Below are 23773 nucleotides of genomic sequence, written 5' to 3' on the forward strand. Positions count from 1 at the left end.
TTACATCGCTTCCGGAGCGCTCACGCCGGCGAGGGCGAGCGCGCGTGCCAAGACGTTCTTGGTGGCGATGCACAGTCCCAGCCGCGCAGCGCGGGTCGCAGAGTCGTCGGTGAGAATGCGGCACTCGGTGTAAAACTGGTGAAAGTCCGAGGCGACGTCGCGCGCGTAGCGCGCCAGCCGGTGCGGCGCGAGCGCTTCGGCGACCCCGCGCACCGTCTCGGGAAACTCCGCCAGTCGCCGTACGAGCGCGAGCTCCGCGGGGTGCGTCAGCGCGGTCAGCGATGGTTTGGAACGCGCCGCCGCGACGTCGTCGTCCGACGCGTTGCGCAGGACCGACGAGATGCGCGCGTGTCCGTACTGCACGTAATACACCGGGTTTTCGTTGCTTTGCTCGCGCGCGAGCCTCAAGTCGAAGGTCAGGGGCGATTCCGCCGAGGGAAGAATGAAGAAGAAGCGCGCGGCGTCGACGCCGACTTCGTCGACGATCTCGTCGAGTGTGATGATATAGCCGGCGCGTTTGCTCATGCTCACTTGTTCGTCGCCGCGCATCAGCGTAATTTGCTGTGCGATCAGCACGTGCACCGCGTTGGGATCGTAACCGAGCGCCGACGCGAGCCCACGCAGCCGGCCGATGTAGCCGTGATGATCGGGTCCGAGAATGTCGATGACGCGGTCGCCCCGCTGCATCTTCTGGTAGTGATAGGTCACGTCCATCGCAAAATACGTCGGGCGCCCGTCGCGGCGAACGAGCACGCGATCTTTGTCGTCGCCGAACTCGGTCGCCCGAAAGAAGAGCGCGCCGTCGGCCTCGTAGGTGTGGCCCCGCTCGCGTAAGCGCTCGATACCCTCGCGAATCGTTCCGGCGTCGTGCAGCTCTTTTTCGCTCTGCCACAAGTCGTAGTGCGCGCCGAAGCGCTGCGCCGTTCTGCGCTGCTCCGCGACCAGCTCGTCGCGGCCGAATTGCGAGAAGTACGGCAGCCAATCCGGCTCCTGAGCGGCGATCCACTTGTCACCGTCGCGCTGCGCGATCGCGCGCGCGATCGGAATCAGGTAATCGCCGGGATAGCCCTCTTCGGGAAACGGATAGTTCGCATCGGAGAGCTGGCGATACCGCGCGTAGAGCGAACGGCCCAGCGTGTCGAGCTGGCCGCCGGCGTCGTTGATGATCCACTCCACGAACACGTCGTAGCCGGCGAAACGCATCGCGTTGGCCAAGGTATCGCCCAACGACATCGAGCGGCCTTGCACCACGACCAGCGGCCCCGTCGGGTTCGCGCTTCCGAACTCCAGCGAAATGCGTTTTCCGTTGGACGGAAACTGACCGTAGCGCTCGCCGTCGCGCAGAATCTTGCCGACGACGTTTTGCCAGACGCCCGGGATCAACCGGAGATTGATGAATCCCGAAACCGGCTCGATGCTGCTGAAGAGCTCGCCCGCGTCCGAGTCGCGCACGTCGGCGGCGATCTGCGTCGCCACGTCTTGCGGCGAACGCCGCGCGGCTTTCGCCAGCGAAAACGCCACGTTGGTCGCGAAATCGCCGAACTCGGGCCGGCGCGGCGCTTCGAAGCCGACCTTCACCCCGGAGGCGTCGGGATACCGCTTCGCAATCGCGCCCTGGACGGCCGATGCAAAGTGTTCGAGCGCGTGCTCGGGCAACGCCGGTGCCCCTTCAGTGGTGATACGGCTCATTGCGCGCGATCTTCGCCGCCCGGTAGAGTTGTTCCAGCACGATGGCGCGTGCCCACTCGTGTAAGAACGTGAGTTCGGAAAGCGACCAGACGAACTCGGCGCGCTCGCGCAGCGCGCCCGTCGCACCATACGTTCCGCCGATCACCAAGGTGAGACGTTGCGCGCCGCTGCGACCTACGTCGCCGATGCGCACCGCCAGCGCTTCACTGGAGAGCTGCGTCCCGGAGCGATCGACGAGCCAAATGCGATCGTCCTCGCGCAGATGACGCGCGATGCGCTCGGCTTCTTCGCGCATCGCCGCGTTCGGATCGCGCCCGTTTCCGGCGCGCACTTCGATCTCGTCGTACGCGTGATAGGCGCCCAGGCGCGCGCGAAAATCTTCGCACGCGCGCGCGACGTACGGCGTGCGAATTCGGTCGACGGCGACGACGCGTACGATCATTTACGCACTATAGCACCGTCGATCGCGATTGCGTCGCGCAGCTCGAGCAAGGTGAGCGCCGCCATGACTGCGGCGGCATCCGCGCCGGCTTGGACGACGAGGTCGTCGATGGCGGCCGGTCCCGCCTCGAGCGCGCCGAGCAGCGTTCGCGCGAGCGGATCCTCGTCGAAGACCGGATCGTCGAACGGCAGCGGCAGCGGTTTATTCAAGCCGATCGCCTCGAGAACGTCGGCGGCGTTGCGAGCCAACGTCGCGCCGTCGCGAATGAGCGCGTGGCAACCCGCAACGTGGCGCCGATCGACGTCGCCGGGCACCGCGAGCACCGGAACTCGTCCCGCCGCCCAACTCGCCGTGTTGAGCGCACCGCTGCGAGCGGGTGCTTCGATGACGACGACGGCGTCGGAGAGGGCGGCGACGATGCCGTTGCGCTGGAGGAACTGATGCGGCAGCGCGGCGCGCTCCGGCTCGAAGGGCGAGAGCACGGCGCCGCCGGCGGCGACGATGCGTTCGGCCAACGGGCGATTGCGTTCGGGGAAGAACCGGTCGTGGCCGCAGCCCAGCACGCCGACCGTCGGTGCGCCCGCCTCGAGCGCCCCCTCGTGAGCCGCGGCGTCGATGCCCAGGGCCAACCCCGAGACGACGCAGCAGCCCGCCCTGCCGAGCTCGGCGGCGAACTCGCGTGCCACGCGGCGACCGTAGCTGGTCGCGGCACGGGTGCCTACGACGGCTACGCAGGGCCGAGCGAGGCCGGCCGGGTCCCCGACGCTCCAGAGGCCGACGGCGGTCGCCTCAAAGCCGCGCTGGCCCCGCAGCGCCTCGAGCGCGGCGCGGGGCAAGAAGAGGGGGCGGTCGATCGGCATCGCCCCTCAATCCCGCCTTCGGGGGGAATCGACAAGGCCCGAGGGAATAGCCAGGCCCGAACGGAGGTACCGCAGGTGGCAGCAGAAGCGTATTGCGTGAAGTGCAAGACCAAGCGTGAAATCAAAGACGCGGTCCAGATCACGATGAAGAACGGTCGCCCCGCAACCGAAGGCAAGTGCCCGGTTTGTGGAACGAAAATGTTCAAAATAGGAGCCGCCAGCTAAAAAGCTCCGCGGCCGCAATTATCAAGGAGCCGTCCTATGCGACGGCTCTTTTTGCTTTTACTACCGGTAGTAACGTATAATGCGAGTGCCCACTACATGTGGGGTATTATGACTTGTCCAACTTGCCGCAAGAGTGAGACCCGAGTCGTCGATTCGCGCGACGACGAGACCGTCGTGCGGCGGCGGCGCGAGTGCCTCGATCCGCGCTGCAAGCACCGATTCACCACGTACGAGCGCATGGAAGCTCCGCGGCTCTTCGTCGTCAAGAAGGACGGACGGCGCGAGCAGTACAGCCGCGACAAGATCTTGGCCGGCCTGCGCAAGGCCTGCGAAAAGCGGCCGATCTCGGAGAGCCAGATGGAAGCGGTCGCATCGGATTTGGAACGCGAGCTCTTCGCGCGCGGCGAGAGCGAGGTTCCCTCGACGATGGTCGGTGAGAAGCTGATGGAATCCCTCAAGAAACTCGATCCCGTGGCGTACATCCGCTTTGCCAGCGTGTACCGCTCGTTTCGAGACATCGAGAGTTTTCGGGAAGAGTTATCGACACTTCTTTCCAAGTGACAACCCCAATGGTTCGCGTCGCACTCAAGCGCTTGCCCGAAGGCGAAGATTTGCCGCTTCCCGCGTATATGACCGAGCACGCCGCGGGCGCCGATCTTTGCGCGGCTCTGCGCGACGAGTTGACGCTGCTGCCCGGAGCGCGCGCGCTGATACCGTGCGGCTTTTCGATCGCGCTGCCGCCGGGGTACGAAGCGCAGGTTCGCCCGCGCAGCGGCTTGGCGATTCGCAGCGGCGTGACGTGCCTCAACGCGCCGGGAACCATCGACGCCGATTATCGCGGACAAGTACAAGTGGTGCTGGCGAATCTCGGATCCGAGCCGGTCGTCGTGCGGCGCGGCGATCGCATCGCGCAGCTAATCGTTGCGCCGGTCTCGCGCGCGTCGTTCGAGGTGATTGAGGAGCTCCCTGAAACCATGCGCGGCGAGGGCGGATTCGGGTCTACCGGATGAAGGTGTATATCGTCGGCAAAGGCGCCGTGGGAACGTACTTCGGCGATCTGCTGACGCGAACCGGCGTCGAGGTCGAGTACGCGTCGCGCGCGCTTTCCGACGTGCGCCTGTTCGACGCCGACATCGCCTTGGTCACCACCAAGGCGTACGATACGGATTCGGCGGTCGAGACGCTGCGTAAAGCCGTTCAATATCCGCAGAAATGCGTTTTCGTCACGCCGCAAAACGGCGTGGGCAACGAAGAAAAGCTCGCAGCGGCGTTCGGCGCCGATAACGTGGTCGCGGCCGCGCTGACGACGCCCGTCGATCGCGATCGCGACGGCCACGCCGTGGCTCGAAAAGAAGGCGGCCTCGCGCTCTCGCCGATGGGGACCAACGCCTACAACTGGCTCATCGCGACGTTCGCCGCGGCCGGCATGAACGTCAAAGTGGTCGAGGATTGGCGTTCGCTCAAATGGAGCAAACTCGCGCTCAACGTCGTCGCCAACGCGAGCTGCGCGATTCTCAACGTACTGCCGAATCGGCTCGTGCACTTCGATAGTATATTCACGCTCGAGATTCGCATGGTTCGCGAGGTTCGCGCGGTGATGGCGGCTATGAACGTCGCGGCCATCGACCTGCCGCGCTATCCGGTGCGCGCGCTCTTTGCGATCGCGCAGCTGCCCAGTCCCGTCGCGCGGGGGCTGCTCGCGCGCAGCATCGCGGGCGCTCGGGGCACCAAGCCGCCGTCGCTGCTGCTCGACTTGCGGTCGGCCAAGCCCCAGACCGAAGTCGAGGTGCTCAACGGCGCCGTCGCGGCCGCGGGCCGCGAGCGGGGAGTTCCGACCCCGGTCAACGCCGTCTACGCCCGCGTGCTCAACGACATCGCCCACACGCCGCCGCTGTGGGCTAAGTACCGGGAACGTCCCGATACGCTGGAAGGCGAAGTGCTCGCCGAGATGAAGCGTGCAAAGGCGCTCTCAAAGCGCTAATATGCGAGATCCGAACGTACCCGAGTCGCTCGAAGGCTGGTGGATTCTCCACCGGATGTTCGCGCTCGACCGCCGCGCGTGGGACGCTTTGCCCGAAAAGCGCCGCAATAAGTATTGCGGTCACGCCATCGACTTGATCGACCACCTCAAAAACACCGAAGACGGGGACTTGGGTTTGGCGCAGCTGGTGGGCGGTAAGGGCGATTTGATGCTCACGCACTACGCGCGAACGTTCGAAGGGTTGTCCTACGCGCAAACGCTCATCGACAAGCTCGAGCTGCGCGACTTTCTGCAGCCGCGTTTCTCATACGCGTCGGTGCTCGAGCTCGGGCTGTACGACGCCACCGGCAAGATTCACGCAGAGCTCGGCGAGCGCGGGCTCGCGCCGCAATCGACCGAATGGAAGGCGGCGTTCGACGAACTCGTGCGCAAGCAAGCCGAGAACCCGCACGTCGCTCCGCGCTTGTGGGCGCGGATTCCGGAGCGCCGCTACGCGTGCTTCTATCCGATGAACAAGCGCCGCGGCGAGGTGCAGAACTGGTATTTGCTCGGTTTCGACGCACGCGCGAAGATGATGAGCGAGCACGGCGTCGTCGGACGCTCCTATCACGGCCAGGTGACGCAGGTGATCTCCGGCTCGATCGGCTACGACGACTTCGAATGGGGCGTCGATCTCTACGCCGACGACCCGATCGTCTTCAAGAAACTCATCTACGAAATGCGCTTTGACGAGGTCAGCGCGCGTTACGCCGAGTTCGGCTCGTTCTGGTCGGGACTGCAGTTCTCGCCGCAAGAGCTCGGCGTTTTACTAGACGGCGACGCCGTGCCGCAGTTGACTACAAAGGCTTAAAGAAGAAGATCTCCGGATCGCCGGGATCGAGATTCTCGAGCCTGCCGGTTTGGGTGAAACCGCGTTTGTCGAGCAAGCCTTGCATTGCCGCGTTCGACGCGTTGGTCGACGTGTAGAGATTGTGTCCCGCGTTGAGATTTTCAACGTGCTCGATGAGCGTCGAGGCGATGCCCTCGTGCTGGTGCGCCGGGTCGACGCCCAGCATCCACAAAAACGGACGGGCGTAAAAGCCGCGATCCCAAACCACGAATCCGGCAACCGTACCGTCGATCTCGGCTACCAGGCACTCCTTGGTTCCCAGCGCGTGACGGATGAACGAAAGATGATGGTTGTAGTGCAGTGCGTGCGGCATCTTTTCGAGCAGCGGAAACTCTTCTTGGTGCGCTTGACGAACGTTCATCGATCTTTTCCTCGTTAGGGCGCGGCGACGGTGTAGGGACCGTTGCCCAGAAAGATGGGAGCGCTTACGCGGCCGGTCGCGACGTCGACGGTGACCAACGAGTTGTCGCGACGCGCGACGACCAGTGCCGTCTTGCCGGCGCCGGTAAAAACGATCCCGTACGGCGCGCCGCCGACCGTAATGGGTGTTTTTGCCGCATTGGTCGCGACGTCGATCGGCGTGATCGTCGAGTTGGCATAGTTGCTGACGTATGCGAGCGCGCCGCTGGGGTTCACCGCGACGAGCATCGGGCTGACGCCGACGGCAATCGCGGGCAACGCTCGCCGCGTCGCGACCTCGACCGGCATGACGGTATTATCGCCGTTGTTCGCGACGTAGAGCGTTTTGCCGTCGGGCGTTATGGCAATGCCCATCGGCCGTCCGCCGACGGGAATCGGCGTTTGCGCGGAGCGCGTCGCGACGTCGACCGGCGTCACGGCATTCGCGCCGGTGTCGGTCACGTAGAGCGTCTTACCGTCGGGCGCTATCGCGATCGCGCGCGGGTTCGCTCCCACTTCGATCGGTTTTCCGGCCGTCAAACCAACGAGATCGATCGACTGGACAGTGCCGTCGTCGGCGTTGGCGATCCAGGCCGCGTTCCCACCGGGTGCGATCGCAATACCGTTGGGACTCCGTCCGGTCTTGATCGTCGCGATGACGCTCTGCGCAACCGTGTCGACGACGCTGATCTGCGAGGTATCGCGATCGCACACGTACAGTCGCGTGCCGTGCAAGATCGCGTCGCGGGGTCCTTGTCCGACCGCGATCTGCGGACCCACGACCCCGGTAACGAGGTCGACCGGCACGACCGTGTTGCCGAAACGATTCTGCGCCCACGCGACGGCGTGCGGCGTCGCGCCGTCGACGCGTACCACGAGCGTTTGCTTTTCGAGCAGCGCGCCGTTGGCGGCGGCTCCGCCGAAGACGATTCCGTAGTATCCGCCTGCGAGCGACGTACCGGCCGTCACGTCGAGATCGATAGGCAAGCTTTTGCCGGCGGCGACGCCCGCGGCACCGTCGGACATATTGACGTGCAACCCCGGCGGTACGGTCGCGGCCCAGTGCAGATCCTGCGCTTGCGTACCCGCGGTATTGTCGAGCACGACCTGTGCTGCGACACGATTGCCCGCTTTCACGGTGACCGCCGGCACGTCGATGCCGACCGAGGTTGCCGGTGCGAAACGAACCGGCGCCGTCGCGTACGACGGCGGCGCGTTCTCCGGCGCGATTCCCCACTGTGTGTTCGGCGCCGCGCCGAGATCGAAATCGACGCGCAACGTTCCGCGCAGCGCCACGTCGACCCACGCGTTCTGCGACGGCTGACCGTTGACGCGCAGCGCTTGAACGTACGGCGTCGACGCCGATGCGTTCGGAGCTTCGACGTCGATCGTGGGCCCGTCGGCCGGCGAATGAATCACGACGCTGGTAAAGAGCGGGCTTCCGACGTCGAGCAGACGCACCGACGGATTTTGCGGATACAACCCCATCGCGCTCCAGACGTACCAGGCGCTCATCGTACCGAGATCGTCGTTGCCGGGCAATCCGTCGGGCGTGGGTCCGTAGAGCGTCGTCAACGCCCGACGCACGATCTCTTGCGTGCGCCACGGTTGGCCCGCGGAGAGGTACGCCCAGGGACTGCCGAGGCTCACTTCGTTGCCGAGCCACGCGTAGGGTTTATTTTGATCGGCGTTGATCTGCGTGAAGAACGCATCGAGCTTCGCGTCCGCGGCGGCGTTGCCGCCCATGCCGGCGATGAGGTCGTGAAGGTCTTGCGGCACCATCCACGTGTACTGCGCGGCGTTGCCTTCCTGGAAGCCGCTCTGCCCGTTATCCGTAATCGGCGCCTGCATGAACGCGCCGGTTGCGTCGCGTCCGGCCATTTCGCCGGCAGCGGTGTCGAAGAGCGTCGCCCAGTTCGCGGAGCGTCGCATGAAATCGTCCTCGATGGCCTGCTGGTGAAGCGCTCGCGCGAAGCGCGCAATCGAAAAGTCGTCGAGCGCGTACTCCAGCGTTTCCGACGCGCCGTTGGGTACCGGTGCAACCGACGTCGTGTGCGTGTTCACGACGAAACCGCGGTGCAAGTAATCGTCCTCGAGCTCCCAGCGAGGCACGTACCAACCTTGACCGGGCGGTCCGGCGATCGTCGACGCACCTTTGACCATCGCGTGCAGCGCTTTGCGTACCTGAAAGTCTCGCGCGCCGAACGCATAAGCGCCCGCGATCACGGGATCGATCGAGTCGCCGCCCATCACGCTCGACGGACCGTTGACCAGCGCCCAACGCGGAAGCCAGCCGTTCTCCTGTTCCGCCGCATCGGTGAGCGACTCCATCATGTCGCTGGTCTCACCCGGTGCCAATAACGCGAGCAGCGGAACCTCGGTGCGATAGATGTCCCAATCGGAGAAGTTGGCGTACTCGGCGTGATGCGCCCGCGCGACGTGAATGCGCCCGTCGAAGCCGGGATAGCGTCCGTCGACGTCGCTGTAGAGGTTGGGATGCAGCAGCACGTGATAGAGCGCGGTGTAGAACGTGCGCTGTTCGTCGGGCGTGCCGCCCGCGACGCTCACGCGGCTCAAGTAGTCGTTCCACGAGGCCGCCGCGCGCGCCGCGACGGCGTTGAAATCCCAGCCGGCATTCTCGGCTTGCAAGTTGCGCGCCGCGCCGCCGGTGTCGACGAATGAGAGTCCCACCTTGACGTTGACGACCGGATTGCTCGTCGTATCGAACGTGACGTACGCGCCGCTTTGTGGACCGGAGCTTTCGTCGGAGCCCGGCGTGACGGTTTTGGCTTTCCACGTGCCGTGTGCGGCGAACGGCCGATCGAAGCGCGCGACGAAGTAGATTTTGTACTGGTCGGCCATGCCGCAGAAGAAGCCGCTCGTCGCGGATCCGGAGAGTTGATCCGGTCCGTCGACGTGAACGTACGCCGCGGTCACGCCGGCTTGATTCGAAGCGACGTTGAACAGCAGATCGGCTTGCTGGGTCGATGGAAACGTGAAGCGTCCGATCCCCGTGCGCGGCGTTACGGTGAGCTCGGCTTTGATCGGCGTGCTTCCAACCGAGACGGCGTACGTGCCCGGAGACGCGGTTTCGCCGTCGTGACTGAACGGCTGCTTTGCGTTGGCCGGATCGTCGATCGCGCCGGTCACCGGCAGGATGCCGAAGTCACCGAACACGCTGCATCCAGGGCCGCTCAGATGCGTGAGGCTAAATCCGGTGATCGCTTTGTCGGTGTATTCGTAACCGCCGCCTGCGTTCTGCGACGGGGTGTCGGGACTCCACTGCACCATACCGAACGGAACGTCGGCGCCGGGAAACGTGTCGATCGGTCCGCCGATCTTCGTGCCCGACGTGCCGACGAACGGGTCGACCAGCGTCGCCGGTGCAGGCGTTGCCAGCGCGAGCAAAAGCGTCAACGTTCCAAGCAAATGGAAGTCCTCCGTGCGATGCTCTACGACGCATCGCAACGAAGGTCATTTGCGGAACTCCAGATTAGCGCTTAACGAGCGATCGCCAAGGAAACGCGGATCGATATTCGTCGCGCAGCGTAGCGCGGAACAAGAACGCAAACAGTTTTCGCATCGGCGGCACCCTCCGCTCCGGTCGTACCCTAAGTGTGAACAGGGTATCGGCCTCTAGAGGAGTTATCGGCAAAATGCGAAGGCGCCCCGCGTGGAGCGGGGCGCCGTAGGTTGCGCTTAGGTTAAACTAGCCGTTCGGCGGCCGTTTGTTCGTGTGCTCTTGGCGCGTTACGTGCGCGTTGGCCGTTGCCTGGTGCGCGCGAACCGTTGCGGTGCGCGCGTGAACCGTCGCGGCTCGAGCGCGAACGCGTGAGGCTTGCGTGTGGACCTGCTGGTTGTGGATCCGAGCAGCTTGAGCGTGGGCTCGAGCGGCTTGGGCGTGGGCGCGCGCCGCTTGGGCGTTGTCCCGGGCAGCGCGGACCTGATGGCCTCGAGCTGCAGCAGTGTTGGCGCGAGTGCGCGCGGCTGAGGCGCGAACCGCGGAGCGCGTGCGGACCATCCGATCGGCGGCGCGCCGGTCGGCGGCCGTGACCGCGCTAAAGTGGGGCAGCGCGCGCGTCGTGCGGATCGGATGCGAAACCGCTGCGACTTGCGGATGCCCGTGGTTGTAACGCACGTAGAGATTGCGGTCTTGGCCCGCAATTCGTGCGTGCTCTACTTGTACCGTGGTCGGCGCGACGTGCCGTTCGCGCATCACGGCGAGTTCTCTCGCGGTGGGACGCACCCGTACGCCGCCCGGTCCGTTGAACGCGTACCGGACACCGTTGCGGGTCACGACGACGTTGCGACGGTAGACGTTGGTCACGAATCGGCGATTGACGTTCGTCACAGCCGTGTTGTAGAGGAAGGCGCCGTTATTCCAGTATCCGCCGTTGTAGCCGACACCGGGATAACCGAAGCCGTAGTCGATGCCGCCGTAGTAGCCGACTTGCGGCGCCCAATAGCCGTTGTTCCAACCGTACGAGCCGCCGTACGAGCCGCTATCGTAACCCCAGTATCCCGGAGTCCAATACAGCCCGCTGCTCGGCGGCGTGACGTACGTACCCGGAACCCAGTAGTAACCGGCAGCGCCGTACGCCCAATAACCCGGTTGCCACACTTGGCCCGGCGTGGTGAGCATCGGTTGCGAATAGTAAGGCAGAGGCGGCGGCGGCGTTCCTATGTTAAAGCCGATAAATACCTGCGCTTGCGAGGTGAGCGGAATCGCGGGCAGCAGCAGAGCGGCCGCCAGCGCCGCTGCCTTGGTTATCCACGAGACCGGAGATGTAGACGTATTCATGGTCTCAGGGTCTTACCAGCGGGCTCGCCTGCACTAAACGAGGCTAGCGCATCGTCAATTTGCTTAGGGGGCAACCGGCTCCACGAGGCGCGTTGCGCTCGGCTCGACCTCTATTAGCGCACGGTGAAAAAACGCGTGGGCTCGGCCGAATCGCCGCGATCAGCGTTTTGCGTAGGTACGTGCACCGAGGAAATCGACGACGACGCACTCCTCGTCCCCGACGATCCAAGCGTCGTGACCCGGCGCGAGATACATCACGTCGGCCGGCCCGTATTCCATTTCAACTCCGTCATCGGTCACGACTTTCATCCATCCGGAGATGAAATAGCAGAGGTGCTCGGCCTGACAGCTGTCCGTTTGTGCGATGGGTTTGACGCACTCCGACCATTTCCAGCCGGGTTGAAAGTGAGCGAGTCCAATTGGCGTTCCGCCGACCGTGACGACGTCGACCGTCCCTTTATCGAACGTTCGCGTCTCGTCGGCATGGTCGAAGGATTTCTTCTCGAGGCTTTTGGTCCCAGTCTGTGCGCTCATGGGTGCCTCCTTCGTTAGGGGAATTGATAATAGCACGGCGTCGCTTATGCCGCTATACCAAATCGCTCGAGACTGCGGTACTGCACCGCTTCGGCGACGTGCTCGCAAGCAATGACGTCGCAGCCGGCCAAATCGGCAATCGTACGCGCGACGCGCGCGATCCGATCCAACGCGCGAGCCGAGAACTGCCGTTTCGCGCTGGCGCGAGCGAGGAGCTTCACCGCCGAATCGTCGAGCGCGCACCATCGGCGCATCGCATTGGCGGGAATCGCGGCGTTACAGGTTACCTGCGCGTTTTCGAACCGGCGCTGCTGCCGGACGCGCGCGGCGACGACCCGTTCGCGCACGGCGTGCGAGCGCTCGCCGCCTTCGTAGCGGATCATGTCGTCGAACGGGACGCGCGCGATCTCAACCTGCAAGTCGATGCGATCGAGCAGCGGCCCCGAAAGTTTGCCGGCGTACTTCGCGACGGCGCCGTCGTCGCATCGGCACTCGGCACTGCGCACGCCCCGATAGCCGCACGGACACGGATTCATCGACGCCACCAGTTGGAAGCGCGCCGGATACGTAAAGGTGCCGGCCGATCGCGCGATGGTCACGGTCCCCTCTTCGAGCGGCTGGCGCATCACTTCGATCGCACTGCGCGAAAACTCGGGCAGCTCGTCGAGAAAGAGCACGCCGTGGTGGGCGAGCGAGATCTCTCCGGGCTTGGCCGTCGCGCCTCCACCGACGAGCGCGGTCTGCGAGATCGTGTGGTGCGGAAAACGAAACGGGCGCGCACGCACGATCCCGCCGTCACCGCGCAGCAGTCCGGCAACGCTATAGATCTTGGTGACGTCGAGCGCTTCGTCGAGCGACATCGGCGGAAGGATCGGCGGTAAGCGCCGGGCGAGCATCGTCTTTCCGCAGCCCGGAGGTCCGACGAGCAGCACGTTGTGACCGCCGGCGGCGGCGATTTCGAGCGCGCGTTTGGCCGGGCTCTGCCCGCGAACTTCGCAGAGATCGCCGTGCACGAGCGCGTCGGCAAGCTCCAATGCGGGCGGCGACGTCCGCGAGCGCCAGCGCGCGCCGTTGCCGCCGACGACCGCGATCGCGCTCTGCAATGAGTCGACGGCATAGAGCTCGATGCCGTCGACGAGCGCGGCTTCGGCCGCGTTCGACTCGGGCACGATGAGTTTCGTGAAGCCGGCGCGGCGAGCGCCGAGCACCATCGGCAAAATCCCGTTGACCGGCTGCAGCCGTCCGCCCAGTGCGAGTTCGCCCAGCGCGATGTATTGCTGGAGGGCGAGACGGTCGATTTGTTCGTCCATCGCGATCAGCGCCAGCGCGATCGCCAAATCGAACGCCGGTCCGGCCTTGCGCACGTCGGCCGGCGCCAAGTTCACGATCAGCTTTCCGCCCGGATAGAGGAAACCCGAGTTGAAGATCGCCGAACGCACGCGGTCGGCGGCTTCACTGAGCGCGCGGTCCGGCAACCCGACGATGCGCAGTCCGGGCGTACCGGGGGCGCTGTCGGCCTCGACGCGGACGACGTAGCCTTCGATGCCGAGCATCGCGGCGGAGAACGCAAGCGAAAGCATATCGCTGCATCCTCTGCGCGCAACGGGCGCGACGACTAGGGTGAAGCGGCGCTCGTGTGTCCGGCTAGCGAGTCGGAGGACAGCTTCAAGGTCGTTTGAAAGACGGTCGTTGAAATGCCCTGCATCCCGGCGTTTTTGCGTTCGGTGGCGTATTCGTCGACGGAGATGGGCACTTGCATTCGTCCGTTGTACGTGAGCTTCGTTTGAACGTCGGTCGTGACGGCGCCGAAGCCGTGCCCCTCGACGTGGCGCGTCTCGTCGATCGCCAATACGCCGTCGTCGTTTTTGGCTATCGTGTAGTCGGCTTTTATGCTGACGCCGCCGGCGTCTGCCGAGACGGGCCAGTGATTGTTGGCATCGACCTTCGTAGGATCGACGAAGTTGGCGCCCAGAAAGCGCAGCAAGGTGAGCTCTTCGCTATTGGTTGGTTTAGTCGGGTCGCAGGCGACGAGGGTGTTTCCGTAAACCGCACACGTTACGGCCGCGGCGTTTCGTGTATCGCTTCCCTGTTCGCTTACGACGACCACGAGTCCGCGGTCGGGCGCTTCGCGCATGATGTCGGCGGTGATCGTTCCGTGGTCCGCGAGGTGTCCCGTGAAGCTGTGCGCGCCGGACGAACCGGGATCGCTCGTGACGGTTCCGTTCTGTTTGGATTCGTACGTGAACGAGTACACGAGATGGCGAAGGGGCGCCGTATCGGCGACGACGTAGGCAGTCATGGCAAAAAGCATCGACGCGGTACATTCGAGGAGTAACGTGGGAACCATGCGAGTGCTCGGAGTCAACGTTCGATCGGGCGGCAGCCGCGGCACGGCCGGCGCGCTCGTCGATCGCTGCCTTTCGCACGAAGCGGAGGTCCTCGTTTTTTCGGAGTTTCGCGATAACGCGACCGGCGCATATCTGCGCCGCAGCCTCGGCAAACACGGGTACGCGCATCAAGCCGCGACCGAGGGTCACCGCGGCAACGGCGTTTTGATTGCGTCGACGCGCGAGTTTTCAGCTATTGCCAATCCCTTTGGGCTGCCCGACGACGAATATCCCAATGCCGTCATCGAGGCCCGGTTCGAAAGCGTGCGCGTCTTCGGCGTCTATCTGCCGGGGCAGGACCGCAAGCGTCCGCATCTGCGCTGCTTGATCGCGACCGCCGCGCGCTATAACGAGGGCGGCGTCGACGCAATCTGTATTGGTGATTTCAACTCCGGACGCAACGAAACCGACGTCGAGATCAACCTCGGCCGCAAAACGCTCAAAGACGAGTTCAGCACGGCCGATCTCTACGCCGAGCTCGAACGGTATTGGACCGAAGCTTGGCTGCACTTCCATCCCGACAGGCGCGAGTTCAGCTGGTATCCGTTTCGCAAAGCGCCGCCCGAGCAGCGCCGCAACGGCTGGCGCATCGACAAAGCGTTCGTATCGCAGTCTTTATTGCCGAAGCTGACCGGCGCGCAATACGATCACGGGTTTCGTTTGGAAGGCCTCACCGATCACTCCGGCTTGATCGTCGATCTAGACGACTAAGCCAACTCGACCGCGCTAGGGCGCATCAGCGCTCGAAGCTCGAGATTCTCGACGCGCACGTAGGCTTGCGCCGCCGTCTGGCAGAGCGTTTCGAGGACTTCCTGCTCGTCGGGGTCGAGGTTGGTGCCGTCGCGATGCAGTCCGTAGAGGGCGAAGCCGCGGAGATCGTCGCCTTCGAAGATTGGGATGGCGATCGTGGGCGACGTTCCCGATTCCACGAGCTCGGCCTTAACGGCTTGCCGAAAATCGCCGAGCTGAATCCGGGCGCGTTCGGTGGTAAGAAAGCGTACGACGTCGTGCTCGCGGTCAAAGTCCGTTCCGTGATTCCAGCCGAGCGACGCCACGGCCGAGTAGCGATCGCCGTCGGTGCGAAACAATGCCGCCATCGCAAGCTCGAGCTTTTCGTAGGGATCGTTCACTAGCGCTCGATCGATCGTGTCCTCGCGATCGGCGCGAAGCAGCGTGCGAGCGAGGCGCTTGAGGTAGTTCTCCGCTTCGTGCTTGCGCCGGTAAACTAAGAAATCCACCGCGTTTTCAATCGCGCCGTACAGCCGATGCATCGCGATGCCCAAACAAATTGTCACCAGCGCGTCGATAGCGAGTGCGATCCGAAGCCCGTTGAGGTAGACGCTGGTAACCCAATCGACCGTCGCGATGATGCCGACGATTAGCGTCGTGATCGCGCCGTAAACGACGGTGCGGCTGATCGCAAAGCGCACGTCGATGACGTGGCGCCGCAAGATCGCATACATGAGCGTAATCGGCATTATGACGGTGAGCGTACCGGCAAATGTTCCGAGGAAAAAATTTCCAGGAAGCAAGCGCATAAAATTCGCTACGACGCCCACTACGATCCCGAATGTCACCCAACCGAAGCGTGCCCGATCGGCAGGCCGCATGCCGGCTAAACGCCCCAACATTACGAGGACGACGACAACGGCAGTGACCAGGTTAACGTTGCGGACGAGCGCACCGCCGAAAACGCCCGCCGACACGCTGGCCGAAACCATGTGAACGACTTCCAAACTGACGGACGCCATGCTTCCCAAACAGACGAGCCCAAAGGCAATGCTCCGCCAGCCGCCGGGTAACGACGCGTCCGGAAATACCAAAGTGAAAAGCAGCAGGGCGGCCGTGCTCAAGAACTGTCCGAGTTGCAGCGGAAGCATCGCAGCGAGATATTTTGCCGGCGATAACGACAGTAACGCGTCGCTCGACGCGGCGGCCGGCGACGTGAGTACGCAGAAGGCGAAAAGCAGCCAAGTCATCAGCGAGGGCCGTAAGATGACCAGTGCCGACCCAACGAACAGAAACACGCCGTACGCGAAGACGCGCAGCAGTATGAAACCGATTGCGCCATAGAGACTCTCCGCGCGCGGCCCGGGGCGGGCAACGAGTTCGAACGGCACTTCGCGGCCGTTGCGCACGATGCAGCCGCGAACCGGCGAGGTGCCGTAACCGGCCGCCTGAAAGGTCGGGAAGAGCGTTTCGAAGTCGTGCAAATTTAGGCAGCCGAGGGTATCGCCGTCGCGTAATCCGGCACGCGCAGCCGGCGATCCGGGATCGATGGTAACGTGCGCGGACGAGATCGGCGTTCCGATATCTCCAGCGTGCAGACCGGTGTAGGCCGTCGTGTAGCCGCCGAACATCGGTGGGACGACAACGCCGAAGAAGACGAGCGAGATCCCAATGGCGACAATCGCGTTGAATACGCGCGGCATTTTAGTATCTGCACCGGCGCTTGCCGTCGGTCCTTTTCGAGCGGCTCGAAGGTCTCGGCGACGATCGCAGCCTAATCGTGGACCGTGCACTTAACCCGGCTCGACCTCATTATCGTCGTGCTGTCGCTCGGCATAACGTTCGTGCCGGCGATCGTCCTGGCGCGCCGCGCCGGAAAAGACATCACCGAGTTCTTTGCGGCGGGTAGGCAAGCGCCGTGGTGGCTGATCGGTATCTCGCTCGTCGCGACGACGTTCTCGACCGACACGCCCAACCTGGTCACCAATCTCGTACGCGACGGCGGCGTCGCGGAGAACTGGGTCTGGTGGTCGTTCCTACTGACCGGAATGGCGACGGTTTTCTTCTACGCGCGATTGTGGCGGCGCAGCGGCGTGCTGACCGATCTCGAGTTTTACGAGCTGCGTTACGCCGGGAAAGCCGCCTCGTTCGTGCGCGGATTCCGCGCGATCTATCTCGGCCTGTTCTTCAACTGCGTGATCATCGCGACGGTGAACCTCGCGGCGGTGAAGATCGCCGGCATTCTCTTTGGCTGGCCGCGTTGGGAAACGCTGCTGATTTGCGTGATCGTGCCCATCATCTTCGCGGCCACGGCGGGATTGTGGGGCGTCATGGTGACCGACATGATTCAGTTCTGCATCACGATGACGTCGGCGTTTGCCGCGGCGTATTTCGCCATTCACGCGCCGGGCGTCGGCGGACTGCATGGATTGATCGCGCACGTTTCGGCAACGGCGCCGTCCCTGTTGTCGCTTCTCCCGAACTTTGCCGACTGGCCGACCGCATTAGCGATCTTCATTATCCCGCTGACCGTGCAGTGGTGGTCGGTATGGTACCCGGGCGCCGAGCCGGGGGGCGGCAGTTACGTCGCGCAGCGCATGCTGGCCGCGCGCAGCGAGTCGGACTCGATGCTCGGCACGCTGGCCTTCTCGGCGATGCACTACGCGTTGCGGCCGTGGCCGTGGATCGTGGTCGCGCTCGCGTCGACGATCGTCTATCCCACCTTGCACGACATTCAAGCGCGCTTCCCGCACGTGGCGCCAAGCCTCATCGGCAACGACATCGCGTATCCGGCGATGCTGGTCTTCTTACCGTCGGGATTTGCCGGTTTCATGGTCGCCGGCATCTTCGCGGCATACCGTTCGACGATCGAGACCCACCTGAACTGGGGCACGTCGTATCTCGTGCACGATTTCTACCAGCGCTTCGTACGAAAAGATGCGACGCAGCGCGAGCTCGTGCTGGCCGGCCGCATCGTCACCGCCGCGCTGATGGGTGTGGGCGTCGTCTTCACGCTGTACTTGGACAACGCCAAGGACGCGTTCAACCTGCTGCTTTCGATCGGCGCCGGGACGGGCCTGATCTACCTGCTGCGCTGGTTCTGGTGGCGCATCAACGCGTGGAGTGAGGTAAGCGCGATGCTCGCGTCGTTCGTGGTGTCGGTCGGGTTCTTCATCGCCGGCAAGGCCGGGCATCCCGCGGCGAGCACGACCGTGCTGCTCGTGACGGTCGCCATCACCACGGTCGTTTGGCTCGTCGTTACGTTTGCGACCCCGCCCGCGCCGGACGCCGCGCTCGAGGCATTCTATGCCAAAGTGAGGCCGATGGGTCCGGGCTGGTCCCGAATCCGTTCGGCGGCCGGCCTTCCGCCGTCGCCCGACTCGCCCGCCCAGGCCCTAGGGGGCTGGGTTTTGGGCCTGGCTGCTATCTACGGAGCCCTGTTCTCGACCGGGGCCTTCGTTTACGGACATCCGGGCACCGGAGCGCTCTGGGGGGCGGTTTCCGTAGCAGGAGTTATTGGATTGGTAACAATTGTCCGTCGAACGTTTACATCGAGCGCTTAATTCTCCACAGATTGCACAAGATGAACGTCGCATGCTGTGGAGAACACGGCTCCCTGACCGTAAGGAGAACGCCTTGAATTACCGCTTTTTTACCGTTGGAGCGCTACTCTCGCTTGCCTTGGCGGCGTGCACGAGCTCGAGTTCCACGGCGACGAATTCGGCTGCATCGGCGGGCGGCTCGGCCGCTCCCGGCGGGAAAACCATCGGCGTCTCGATTCAGAATCGCGAAGCGCAGTTCTACCAGGACATGGAGGCCGGGATGCGCCAGGAGGCGCAAAAATACGGCTATTCGCTGATCGTCGTCGACGCCAATCGCGATAACGCCAAACAGCAGAGCCAAGTCGAAGACTTCATCTCGAAGAAAGTCGACGCGATCGTGTTGACGCCGTTCGACTCGCAAGCCATCGGCAGCGCGATCGTGGAAGCGAACAACGCGAACATTCCGGTCTTCACGGCCGACATCGCGAGCACGAGCAAGCAAGGCAAGGTCGTCGCGCACGTGGCCAGCGACAACGTGCAGGGCGGATATCAAGCGGGCAAGCTCATGTGCGCCGCCGTCGGTACGTCGGGAAGCGTCGCGATTCTCGACGAGCCCGAGGTCACGAGCGTGCAAGATCGCGTCAAGGGCTTCAAACAGGCACTCGCGCAGGCTTGCCCCGGCGTGACGATCGTTGCGGATATCGATTCGGGAGGTTCGCGCGACAAAGCCAACAGCGATGCCGGCGACATTCTGCAAGCGCACAAGGATCTCAAAGGCATCTTCGGCATCAACGACGATTCGGCGCTCGGCGCCCTCACGGCGGTGAAGGCCGCGGGCGAAACCGGCAAAATCGCGATCGTCGGATTCGATGCCGATCCCGAAGCGCGTAAGGCAATTGCTGCCGGCGGCATGTACGGCGACGCCATCCAGTTTCCCACGAAGATCGGCGCGACGACGATCGACGTGATTCACGACTACCTGGGCGGCAAGACGCCGCCCGCATTCGTGAAACTCGGAACCGGTACGTTCACGCAGTCGGACGCCAAGAAAGCCGCGCCCTGAGCGATACGCCCCTGCTCGATATGCGTCATATCGCCAAGAGCTTTCCTGGCGTAAAGGCGCTCTCCGACGTCTCGCTGACGCTCGAAAGCGGTGAGGTGCTGGTCCTCGTCGGTGAAAACGGCGCCGGCAAGTCGACGTTGATGAAGATTCTCGCCGGCGCGCAGCGTGCGGACCACGGCGAGATTCTCGTCGACGGCGCGCCCGTGCAAATCGATTCGCCGCGTGCCGCCGAGCGTCTGGGGATCGGCATGATCTATCAGGAGTTCACGCTGGTTCCGCAACTTACCGCGCCCGAGAACATCGCGCTTGGCAGCGAACCGGTGCGCGGTGGTTTTCTCGACGAGCGAGCCGCGATCGCGCGCGCGAAAGCAACGCTCGAGGAACTCGGCGTCGACGTCCCATTGAACGTTCCGACCTCACGGCTCTCCGTCGGCCAGCAGCAGCTGGTCGAGATCGCCAAAGCGTTGGCGCGCCACGCGCGCATCATCGTGATGGACGAGCCGACGGCGGCGCTTACCGATCGCGAGATCGAGCGGCTGTTTACGATCGTACACCGCTTGCGCGATTCGGGCGCCGGCATTATCTACATCTCGCATCGTATGGAGGAGCTTCCGCGGATCGCGGATCGTGTGACCGTGCTGCGCGACGGGCGCGCCATCGAAACGCGCCGCGCGGCCGATTTTCCGGTCGACGAAATCATCCGCGCCATGGTCGGACGCACGCTCGACGCACAGTTTCCGCCGCTTCCGGAGGTCGCCGCAGACGCGCCGGTCGCGCTGGAGGTAAAAGATTTACGGCGTGCACCGGCGGTACGCGGCGTCTCGTTCGCGGTGCGGGCCGGTGAGATTCTCGGCATTGCCGGACTCGTCGGAGCGGGACGCACCGAGATTCTACGCGCGGTCGCCGGAGCCGACGTTCCCGATGCCGGCGAGGTGACGGTCAACGGCAAGCGCGTGCGCATCGTCAAGCCGCACGATGCGATCGCCGCCGGTTTGGCGTTCATCACTGAAGATCGCAAGGGTCAGGGACTCGTGTTGGGCATGAGCGTACGCGAGAACGTGACGCTCGCGCATCTGCGCGACTACGTCGATCGCGATTTGCTGGTCGACGGCCGCCGCGAGCGTGCGGCGGCGGAGAAGATGGTCGAAGACCTGCACGTACGCACGCCGTCGATCGAACAGCTCGTGCGCAATCTTTCGGGCGGCAACCAGCAGAAGGTCGTGCTGGCGAAGTGGCTGCTCGGACAGGCGCGGGTTTTTCTTTTCGACGAGCCGACGCGCGGTATCGACGTCGGCGCGAAGGCCGAGATCTATCAGCTGATGCTGCATCTGCTCGCCGGCGGCGCCGCGATCGTCATGGTCTCGAGCGAGCTTCCCGAAGTGCTCGGCATGGCGCACCGCATTCTCGTGATTCGCGACGGTGTCATCGCGGCCGAGTTTTCACGCGCCGACGCGACGCCCGAGAAGGTCATCGCCGCCGCAACCGTTTCCAGGAGTGCCGCGTGACGCAGTCGAGAAGCTACTGGCTGCGCGTGGCCGGCGCCGCGCTCGCGTTCGTGATTCTGGTGACGATCGTCAACGTCGCATCGCACGGAGCGTTTTTGCAGCCGAGCAACCTCGTGCGCGTTCTGCGTCAGATCACGTACAACTGCTTGCTGGGCGTCGGCCAAACGTTCGTGATCGTCACCGCAGGTATCGATCTATCGGTGGGTTCGCTCGTCGCGCTGACGGGCGTGGTCGGTGCGCGCTTTGCCAACAGTCTTCCGTTCGGCGGTTTTCCGCTGATCGCCGCCACCTTGATCGTGACGGTCGCCGTCGGCGCGGCGGCGGGCTGGATCAATGCGTTGCCCGTCGTGAAACTCAACTTGCCGCCCTTCATCACGACGCTCGCGATGCTCGAGATGGCGCTGGGCGCCTCGTTCATCCTGTCGCACGGGCGTCCGGTGGCGCTACAGTCGAGCGACTTTCAAAACACGGGCATCGGCTCGTTCCTGGGCGGCGTCACGAGCGCGCTCCACTTGCCGAACATCCCCGTGCCGGTCGTTTGGATGGTCGCGATCATCGTGCTCGCTTCGGTGCTGCTCACCCGGACGCGATTCGGGCGCTACGTGTTCGCCATCGGCGGAAACGAAGAAGCGGCTCGGCTCGCCGGCATCAACGTCGCGCGGGTGAAGACGCTGGTCTACGTGATCAGCGGGTCGTGCGCGGCGATCGTCGGATTTCTCTATATGGCGCTGTTCTCGTCGGGTTCGCCGCAGACCGGAACCGGCGACGAGCTGCTGGAGTCGATCGCCGCCGTCGTGGTCGGGGGAACCAGCTTGATGGGCGGTCGCGGCAGCATCGTCGGAACGTTTTTCGGCGCGCTGCTGATCGGCGTGCTGTACAATGCAATGAACCTCCTCAACGTCGACTCGTACTTACAAAAAGTAGTCCTCGGGGCGGTCATTCTCTTGGCCGTCATTCTCGACGAACTGCGCAAGCGGTACATCGCGAAGACGTAGCATATTAGAATTCTGTAAGAGCGGGACTTTAGTCCCGGCTTCGTCCCAAGAATGACCGCTTGCTTGACGAAGCAGGCTTAGCACCTTGGCCGACCTGGAACGAATTCGTCTGCTCGACGGCGTGAGCGCAAAAGACGCGCGCGTCGTAGCGCTATGGGCGCCTGCGGGATTCGGCAAAAGCACGTTGGTGCGGCAGTTCTCGCGCCGCTTCTTTCAGGCGCGAGTGATCGATGCGTCCGGTGTGGTTTCGGACGGCGAGTTCGCGTGGCGCGTCGTTCGCGCGTTCGACGCGCGGGCCGATGGTGAATCACCTGAGTACGACGGACGAGACGACGCCTGGATCGAGCCGGCTCGCCGCGCGTGGCGCGCGCCGTTCGCGGGTGTCGTCGTCTTCGAGAATTGCGAGCGCCTCGCGCAAATCCACGGCGGCGAGCAGTTGCTGCGCGACCTGCTGGCCGTGACGCCGCACCCGCGAACGGTCGTCTGCTGCGCGCGGATGCCCATCGAGCTGGGTTTCGCACGGTTCGCTCTGCCGCAGGAAACCTACATATTCACCGAAGCCGAGCTCGCCTTCGATCGAGCGGAAGTGCAGCGCGTGCTCGGATGTTCCGGCGATCAAGCCGCGCTGGTTTGGGAGGTCACGGCGTGGATGGCCTCTCTGCGTGCGGATGATCGCCCGCGTCGCTCGCGAGCGGCCGCTCGACGAAGTCTGTTCGCGGCTCGAATCGGCGAGCTTCGATTCCCTGTACGACTACTTGCTCGAGCACATCTTCGAGGTGATTCCCGAGGATTCGCGCTCGTGCTCGATCGCGTTCGCCGCGATTCCGCGGTGTACGCATCAAGATATCGTCAAACTCTACGGCGTCGCCGCCGACACGTTACGGCAGCGCGCGCTGACGAGCGGTTTGGTCGCCCTTCGCGACGGCGCGTACGAGCTGCATCCGCTCGTGCGCGCGTCGATCTTGCGGCGTTATGCCGCGGTTGCGGTCGAACGCCTGTGCAGCGCCGCGGAGGCATGGCGCGCCGAGCATCCCGAACGCGCCGCGCTGCTCTACTTGGAAGCCGGCGAAGCCGGCCACGCGGCAAGCGTGCTGCAATCGACGATTCCGGATGGTGCGGGCGTCGTCGTGTCGCCGGCGGTTCACGCGCTGTGCCGGCGCATTCCGCGAACGGTGCTGGTACATTATCCACGTCTATGGTCGGACGCGATGACCGACGGCAACGCCGATCTCATCGAGCCGCAGCGTTACCGCCTCATCGTCGGATCGCAGGCGCTTTTCTGCGGGCGGGAGCGCGTCGCGTTGACGAACCGGGAGACGGAGCTCCTCTGCTATCTCGGCATGCACGGCGCGGCGGCGAGCATCCACGAGTTGGCCGAAGCGATGGTCCCGCACAAGGATTCCGCTTCGGCGGGACTGATGCTGCGCGTCTTGATCGCGCGCGTGCGCAAGCGTTGCGGTCGAGAAATCGTGGTGCACGAGGACGACGGCTATCGCCTCGGAGCGCACGTCACCGTCGCCTGCCGCGAGATTCTGCGCCGTTTCGCGCTCTTGAGAAACGATCGGCTCTCCGAATCCGAGATTGCGGCACTACGGAGGGATCTCACCGAGGTACGGTTGTGGGCGGAAGGAACCGCGCCCGCCTGGGAGTGGGCGCGCGAACTCGAAGACTACGTGCGCGGTTTGGAGGTTAAGCTCGTGGCGCGATTGGAAAGGACGCGCGCCTCGTAGCG

The 23773-nt window shown here is 64.2% G+C and carries 21 protein-coding genes; 10 read left to right on the top strand and 11 right to left on the bottom strand.

Annotation, left to right across the window (positions count from 1 at the left end; genetic code table 11):
* Genes argS through VGG89_07970 form a run of 3 tightly spaced genes read right to left on the bottom strand, consistent with a single transcriptional unit; the run spans position 1 to position 2991 of the window.
* The gene (gene argS, locus VGG89_07960; protein ID HEY1976462.1) at positions 1-1689 is read right to left on the bottom strand and encodes an arginine--tRNA ligase; all 1689 of its coding nucleotides are present in this window, start codon (positions 1687-1689) and stop codon (positions 1-3) included.
* Positions 1670-2131: a 23S rRNA (pseudouridine(1915)-N(3))-methyltransferase RlmH gene (locus VGG89_07965; protein HEY1976463.1), complete on the bottom strand. Its 462-nt coding sequence runs from the start codon at positions 2129-2131 to the stop codon at positions 1670-1672. Before VGG89_07965 ends, argS begins: the two co-directional genes overlap by 20 nt.
* Positions 2128-2991: a DNA-processing protein DprA gene (locus tag VGG89_07970; protein HEY1976464.1), complete on the bottom strand. Its 864-nt coding sequence runs from the start codon at positions 2989-2991 to the stop codon at positions 2128-2130. Before VGG89_07970 ends, VGG89_07965 begins: the two co-directional genes overlap by 4 nt.
* A 333-nt stretch (positions 2992-3324) precedes the next feature.
* Here VGG89_07970 and nrdR point away from each other — a divergent pair, with 333 nt between their 5' ends.
* From nrdR to hemQ, 4 genes are read left to right on the top strand one after another with little or no spacing between them, the layout of a single operon-like run.
* Positions 3325-3777, top strand: coding sequence for a transcriptional regulator NrdR (gene nrdR / locus VGG89_07975; protein ID HEY1976465.1), 453 nt, complete (start codon positions 3325-3327; stop codon positions 3775-3777).
* Positions 3778-3785: 8 nt separating this feature from the next.
* Positions 3786-4226 (top strand): dUTP diphosphatase, encoded by a 441-nt coding sequence (gene dut / locus VGG89_07980; protein ID HEY1976466.1) that lies wholly within the window; start codon positions 3786-3788, stop codon positions 4224-4226.
* Positions 4223-5197 (top strand): 2-dehydropantoate 2-reductase N-terminal domain-containing protein, encoded by a 975-nt coding sequence (locus VGG89_07985; protein HEY1976467.1) that lies wholly within the window; start codon positions 4223-4225, stop codon positions 5195-5197. The genes dut and VGG89_07985 overlap by 4 nt, the downstream gene beginning before the upstream one ends.
* Before the next feature lies 1 nt (position 5198).
* Positions 5199-6047: a hydrogen peroxide-dependent heme synthase gene (gene hemQ, locus VGG89_07990; protein HEY1976468.1), complete on the top strand. Its 849-nt coding sequence runs from the start codon at positions 5199-5201 to the stop codon at positions 6045-6047.
* Here hemQ and VGG89_07995 read toward each other — a convergent pair.
* The 6 genes from VGG89_07995 to VGG89_08020 all read right to left on the bottom strand — a co-directional run bounded on the left by VGG89_07995 (position 6034) and on the right by VGG89_08020 (position 14119).
* Entirely contained in the window at positions 6034-6447 is a 414-nt protein-coding gene (locus VGG89_07995; GenBank protein ID HEY1976469.1) for a GNAT family N-acetyltransferase, read from the bottom strand. The genes hemQ and VGG89_07995 overlap by 14 nt on opposite strands.
* A 14-nt stretch (positions 6448-6461) precedes the next feature.
* Entirely contained in the window at positions 6462-9953 is a 3492-nt protein-coding gene (locus VGG89_08000; GenBank protein ID HEY1976470.1) for a GH92 family glycosyl hydrolase, read from the bottom strand.
* Between the two features lie 241 nt (positions 9954-10194).
* Entirely contained in the window at positions 10195-11286 is a 1092-nt protein-coding gene (locus VGG89_08005) for a YXWGXW repeat-containing protein (protein HEY1976471.1), read from the bottom strand.
* A gap of 159 nt (positions 11287-11445) precedes the next feature.
* Positions 11446-11820 carry a cupin domain-containing protein gene (locus VGG89_08010; protein HEY1976472.1) on the bottom strand — a complete coding sequence of 125 codons (375 nt, stop codon included), beginning with the start codon at positions 11818-11820 and terminating at the stop codon, positions 11446-11448.
* A gap of 44 nt (positions 11821-11864) precedes the next feature.
* On the bottom strand, positions 11865-13400 hold the full coding sequence (locus tag VGG89_08015; GenBank protein ID HEY1976473.1) for a YifB family Mg chelatase-like AAA ATPase: 1536 nt from the start codon (positions 13398-13400) through the stop codon (positions 11865-11867).
* 35 nt (positions 13401-13435) lie between these two features.
* Positions 13436-14119 carry a hypothetical protein gene (locus tag VGG89_08020; protein HEY1976474.1) on the bottom strand — a complete coding sequence of 228 codons (684 nt, stop codon included), beginning with the start codon at positions 14117-14119 and terminating at the stop codon, positions 13436-13438.
* A 46-nt stretch (positions 14120-14165) separates the two neighbouring features.
* On the opposite strand from VGG89_08020, the gene VGG89_08025 reads away from it, so the two are divergent.
* Positions 14166-14918, top strand: a complete 753-nt coding sequence (locus VGG89_08025) for an endonuclease/exonuclease/phosphatase family protein (GenBank protein HEY1976475.1) — start codon at positions 14166-14168, stop codon at positions 14916-14918.
* Here the strand turns inward: VGG89_08025 and VGG89_08030 are convergent.
* A complete protein-coding gene (locus VGG89_08030; GenBank protein ID HEY1976476.1) occupies positions 14915-16639 on the bottom strand; it encodes a hypothetical protein in 1725 nt (574 codons plus the stop codon). The two genes, VGG89_08025 and VGG89_08030, sit on opposite strands and share 4 nt — an antisense overlap.
* Positions 16640-16723: 84 nt before the next feature.
* On the opposite strand from VGG89_08030, the gene VGG89_08035 reads away from it, so the two are divergent.
* From VGG89_08035 to VGG89_08050, 4 genes are all read left to right on the top strand, one after another.
* Complete coding sequence (locus VGG89_08035) at positions 16724-18499, top strand: sodium:solute symporter family protein (protein HEY1976477.1); 1776 nt, start codon at positions 16724-16726, stop codon at positions 18497-18499.
* Between the two features lie 73 nt (positions 18500-18572).
* Positions 18573-19541, top strand: a complete 969-nt coding sequence (locus VGG89_08040) for a substrate-binding domain-containing protein (GenBank protein HEY1976478.1) — start codon at positions 18573-18575, stop codon at positions 19539-19541.
* Positions 19542-19561: 20 nt separating this feature from the next.
* A complete protein-coding gene (locus VGG89_08045) occupies positions 19562-21046 on the top strand; it encodes a sugar ABC transporter ATP-binding protein (protein HEY1976479.1) in 1485 nt (494 codons plus the stop codon).
* Positions 21043-22041 carry an ABC transporter permease gene (locus VGG89_08050; GenBank protein ID HEY1976480.1) on the top strand — a complete coding sequence of 333 codons (999 nt, stop codon included), beginning with the start codon at positions 21043-21045 and terminating at the stop codon, positions 22039-22041. Before VGG89_08045 ends, VGG89_08050 begins: the two co-directional genes overlap by 4 nt.
* A 307-nt stretch (positions 22042-22348) precedes the next feature.
* Here the strand turns inward: VGG89_08050 and VGG89_08055 are convergent, their stop codons facing one another.
* Positions 22349-22660, bottom strand: coding sequence for a hypothetical protein (locus VGG89_08055; protein ID HEY1976481.1), 312 nt, complete (start codon positions 22658-22660; stop codon positions 22349-22351).
* Between the two features lie 43 nt (positions 22661-22703).
* Between VGG89_08055 and VGG89_08060 the strand changes: the two genes are divergently transcribed.
* Positions 22704-23771, top strand: coding sequence for a hypothetical protein (locus VGG89_08060; protein HEY1976482.1), 1068 nt, complete (start codon positions 22704-22706; stop codon positions 23769-23771).
* Positions 23772-23773: the final 2 nt, after the last annotated feature.

The sequence above is a fragment of the Candidatus Baltobacteraceae bacterium genome (assembly GCA_036488875.1).
Taxonomy (GTDB): Bacteria; Vulcanimicrobiota; Vulcanimicrobiia; order Vulcanimicrobiales; family Vulcanimicrobiaceae; genus JAFAHZ01.